The 3,608-nt window shown below is 71.4% G+C and carries 4 protein-coding genes and 1 pseudogene; 2 read left to right on the top strand and 3 right to left on the bottom strand.

The window, feature by feature from the left end; genetic code table 11:
* On the bottom strand, positions 1 to 543 hold a 543-nt coding region (locus NON22_RS21825; protein WP_257389112.1), incomplete at its 3' end, for a serine/threonine protein kinase.
* The gene (locus NON22_RS21820; protein WP_257389111.1) at positions 540 to 974 is read right to left on the bottom strand and encodes a hotdog fold thioesterase; all 435 of its coding nucleotides are present in this window, start codon (positions 972 to 974) and stop codon (positions 540 to 542) included. The genes NON22_RS21825 and NON22_RS21820, both read right to left, overlap by 4 nt.
* Positions 975 to 1,117: 143 nt before the next feature.
* Between NON22_RS21820 and NON22_RS21815 the strand changes: the two genes are divergently transcribed.
* Positions 1,118 to 2,170 (top strand): CDP-6-deoxy-delta-3,4-glucoseen reductase, encoded by a 1,053-nt coding sequence (locus NON22_RS21815; protein WP_257389110.1) that lies wholly within the window; start codon positions 1,118 to 1,120, stop codon positions 2,168 to 2,170.
* Complete coding sequence (locus NON22_RS21810) at positions 2,167 to 2,733, top strand: DUF2845 domain-containing protein (RefSeq protein WP_257389109.1); 567 nt, start codon at positions 2,167 to 2,169, stop codon at positions 2,731 to 2,733. The genes NON22_RS21815 and NON22_RS21810 overlap by 4 nt, the downstream gene beginning before the upstream one ends.
* Positions 2,734 to 2,996: 263 nt before the next feature.
* Here the strand turns inward: NON22_RS21810 and NON22_RS21805 are convergent.
* Positions 2,997 to 3,608: pseudogene (locus NON22_RS21805) on the bottom strand (heme biosynthesis protein HemY); the annotation flags it as partial.

The raw sequence follows: 3,608 nt of genomic DNA, 5'->3' as shown, positions 1-3,608 counted from the left end.
CTCGAGCGCGGCGATCGCGGCGCGATAGCGCGCGGCCACGGTGCCGGGCAGCAGCGGCGAGGCGAGCACGGCGGCCGCGGGCGCGTGCAGGTACGTGGCCAGATCGATCGCGCCGCGCTCGGCGAAGGACGAGCGCCCGCCGATGCCGTGGATACGCGCGATCAACCGGCCCATCCATTGCAGCTGCTCGGCCGATTCGAGCTGCGGTGCGCGACCGCCGCGGCGCGGATACAGCGCGAGGCGATGGCCTTGGACCGCATGCAGGCTGCGGCCGTGCACGATCAGCGGCGCGACGACCGGCAGTTCCGCCGCGGCGAGTTCGGCGGCGAAGGCGTGTTCCTCGGCGATCGCCGCATCCGTCCAGCGGCCGGGCCGGTAGAACTTCGCGACGACCGGCGCGCCGTCCTCGATGCCGACCTGGTAGACGCGGTTCTCGTAGCTGTTGAGCGCGAGCAGGCGGCCGTCGGTGGCGAGGTCCAGCGCCTCGACCGCGGCGAGCACACGCTCGGGCGTCAGGTCGGCGTACGGCGCCGCCGCGCTCATGCGCGGTCGCGGCGCGGCACGATGGCCATGGTCAGCCGCGCGATGCAGTTGAGCTCGCCCGCGTCGGTGACGATGCGGATTTCCCAGACCTGGGTCGTGCGGCCGATGTGCAGCGGCGCGGCCGTGCCGGTGACTTCGCCCGACTGCACGGCGCGCAGGTGGTTGGCATTGATGTCCAGGCCGACCGCAAACTCCTTGGCCGGGTCGAGACAGAGATTCGCGGCGAGGCTGCCGAGCGTCTCGGCCAGCAGCACCGAGGCGCCGCCGTGCAGCAGGCCGAACGGCTGGCGCGTGCGTGCGTCGACCGGCATGGCGCCGCGCACATAGTCGGCGCCGAGCTCGGTGATGCGGATGCCGAGCGCCTCGGCGGCGGTGCCCTTGTTCCAGCCGTTGACGGCGTCGAGGTCGATCTGCTGCTTCCAGAGGCTCATGGTGCGCTCGCTGGGGGTCGGAAGCGGCATTAGACCGCCTCGCGCCGCGGGCCGGAAGGGCGTGGACCGCCAGCGGCCGCCGTCCGCCCCGCGCGCGTGGTGGCGCGTGCGACAATCGCGCGTCGTTCCAGCGGAACCCCGCGTTGAGTCATATCGTCACCTTGCAGGCCAGCGGCAAGCGTTTCGCCGTGCGGCCCGGCGAAAGCGTGCTCGAAGCCGCCCAGCGCGCCGGCCTGGCCCTGCCCTATTCCTGTCTGGCCGGCGTCTGCGGCAGCTGCAAGGCCAGTCTCGTCAGCGGCGAGATCAACTATCCGCGCAATCCGCCGGCCGCGCTGAATGCCGGCGAGCAGGCGCGGCACCAGGTGCTGCTCTGCCAGGCCGTGCCCTGCAGCGACCTGACCCTGTTCGCGCGCGAGGTCGCCTCGGTCGCCGACATTCCGCGGCGCGTGCTCGCGCTGAAACTGCTGCACAAGCGCCGGCTCGCGCCCGACGTCATGCAGCTGATCCTGGAGCCGCCGCGCGGCGAACGCCTGACGCGGCTGGCCGGCCAGTACCTCGACGTGCTGCTGCCCGACGGCAAGCGCCGCGCGTTCTCGATCGCCAATGCGCCCGAAGGCGACGCGCAGATCGAACTGCACGTGCGCCACGTCGCCGGCGGCGGCTTCACCGGCTACGTGTTCGACGGACTGGAGCCCGGCGCCGTCCTGCGCGTGGAAGGTCCGCTCGGCACCTTCGTGCCGCGCGAGGATTCCGAACGGCCGATGCTGTTCGTCGCCGGCGGCACCGGCTTCGCGCCGGTCAAGGCGCTGATCGAACATTTCCGCCACCTCGGCACACGCCGGACCATGACCCTGTACTGGGGCGCGCGCCGCGCCGAGGAGCTCTACCAGGCCGGGCTGCCGCAGCACTGGCAGCGCACGTCGGCGAACTTCCGCTACGTGCCGGTGGTCTCCGACCCGGAGTTCAGCGCCGGGCTGCGCAGCGGCCTCGTCCACGAAGCCGTGATCGAGGACCACGCGGACCTGGCCGGTTTCGACGTCTACATGAGCGGGCCGCCGGCGATGATCGACGCCGGCCGGCGCAGCTTCGTCGCGGCGGGACTGGACGAAGACCGGCTGTACTACGACAGTTTCGACTACGCGCCTGACGTGCTCGCGGAAATCTTGCGCAACCGCGCCGGAATACACGGACTATGAAGCGACTCGCCCTGCTCTGCCTGCTGCTGCCGATGCTAGCCGTGCCGGCCCACGCCCTGCGCTGCGGCACGCGCGTGGTCACCGACGGCGACCGCGATTTCGCCGTGCGCGAGCGCTGCGGCGAACCGTTCTACGTGGACCAGTTCACCAGCGTCAGCGTGCGCGGCGCCGACGGTCCGCTCGAAACGCAGATCGAGGACGTCTACGACGTCTGGTACTACAACTTCGGCCCGCGCCGGCTCATGGTGCGGCTGCTGTTCCTGAACGGGCGGTTGCAGCGCGAGGAAACGCTCGGCTACGGCGTCACGACCATCGGCGACAGCTGCAATCTCGACGCGCTGCCGGCCGGCACCAGCGCCGGCGAGATTATCGCCTACTGCGGCGAACCCGCCGCGCGGCGCAACCAGCGCCGCGCGAACGTGCGCCGCGACGGTCTCGGCAACGAACGCTACACGCCGGTGCGCGTGGAGGAATGGACCTACGACTTCGGCGACAAGCGCCTGCTGCGCGTGCTGACCTTGCAGAACGGCCGGTTGCAGGACATTTCCGCCGAAGGGCGATGATCGCCGTGTAGGTCGTGGCGAGCCCAAAGGGCGAACCGCAACGTCTCGGTCTGCACGCTGCGAGCGGCCCCGAAGGAAGGCCTTTCCCCCCGAGCGGTCTCGGGGAACCCTGTGTGCCGGGAGACTTCTGGAACCTCGCGTGCCGGGAGATCGATTCGCTGCTGGTTCTTCGCAGCGACGACACCTCGATGTTGCAGTTCGCTGCGCTTACCGCAACCTACGCCGCTGGCGTGATGACCATCGCAGGCAGCATTGGCCAATAGTCAGGACGACAGATCCGGCAGCCGCGGCACGCCGTGTTCGCTGCGTTCCTCGAACACCGCGGCCTTCGTGTCGAGGCCGAGCCGCCGCACGCTGCCGGGCAGCGGTTCGCCGGCTTCGCCGCGCGCGAGGCGCAGTGCGTTGCGATAGCAGTGCTCGGCCAGCGCGTGGCTGCCTTCGCCGGCGTAGCCGTCGCCGAGCGCTTCCCAGCTCGCCGCGGTCTCGCTGATCGCGAGCGCGCGCTCGAGGTATTCGCGTGCCTTGCCCCAGAGCCGGCCGGCCACGCAGAGACGGCCCAGCGCGGTCAGCAGCACGACGCTGTTCGGATGCTGCTTGAGCCAGCCCTCGGCCTGGCGCAGCCGCGCGCCGGTGTCGGCGCCGGCGAGGTCGGCATAGGCCTGCACGACGGGTTCGGCCCAGTCCTTGCGCAGATAGCCTTCGATCTCGCTCATGCCGGCCAGCGGCTGGCCGAGCTCGGCAATGCGCCGGGCATACGCAGCCAATGCCGCCGGCACGCGCCGCTGCGCGCGCGTCAGCGCGGCCCATTGCGCGTTGAGGCCGTCGGCGCTGCGCTGTGCGCCGAGCGCCGCCGCGAGCACGCGGGCCTCGAGCGC

This window comes from Tahibacter caeni (assembly GCF_024609805.1).
In the GTDB taxonomy this organism is placed as follows: domain Bacteria; phylum Pseudomonadota; class Gammaproteobacteria; order Xanthomonadales; family Rhodanobacteraceae; genus Tahibacter; species Tahibacter caeni.
Note: the sequence above shows the minus strand (reverse complement) of the source record. Positions and strands in the feature narration are given on the sequence as shown.